Origin of the sequence: Rhizobium ecuadorense, assembly GCF_001187535.1 — a bacterium.
Taxonomy (GTDB): domain Bacteria; phylum Pseudomonadota; class Alphaproteobacteria; order Rhizobiales; family Rhizobiaceae; genus Rhizobium; species Rhizobium ecuadorense.
Genome location: NZ_LFIO01001553.1, coordinates 1 through 474, shown reverse-complemented (window position 1 = coordinate 474; position 474 = coordinate 1). Strand labels below are relative to the sequence as shown.

Sequence of the window (474 nt, the reverse complement as noted above, 5' to 3'; positions counted from 1 at the left end):
GGATATGGTGAATGCGAGCGGGCGCAACAATCCGGTCCTTTGCCATCGTCAGGATGGCGGCGAGCAGGCGTGCGGGTGATGCCACCTTGGACCATCGAGCCCCTCTGGTATCGGTGACGAAATGTTGCGTTCCGGTCTCTTTCGCGGTCTCTGTTATATAGCCGATCAGCCTGCCAATTCCGCCGCCGTTCTCGCAGCCGCCCGGAACATAGTGGCGGACGCTAGCCGCGTTCCGTGCTGCCATTCGACTTCTGTCCGTGAGGGCCTCCATCAGCATGACCCAACCACCTCCCGATAAACAGCCGCGGCTTGGGCGCCGACCCGTTCAGGCGAATTTGGTCCTTGTGCCCATTCGAGCGCATTGGCACCGAAATTGTTTCTAAGCTCGCCGTTGTCTGCCAATATCCTGATTGCTGCCGCGAGCTCTTTGGCATCTCCGGGAGAGACCACCATTCCCAGCCCGTTGGGCTGAAC

2 pseudogenes are annotated in these 474 nt (G+C 60.1%); both read right to left on the bottom strand.

The window, feature by feature from the left end:
* Positions 1–277, bottom strand: a pseudogene (locus AF337_RS44035) (glycosyltransferase family 1 protein); the annotation flags it as partial.
* Positions 271–474 (bottom strand): annotated as a pseudogene (locus tag AF337_RS32045) (glycosyltransferase); the annotation flags it as partial. The pseudogenes AF337_RS44035 and AF337_RS32045, both read right to left, overlap by 7 nt.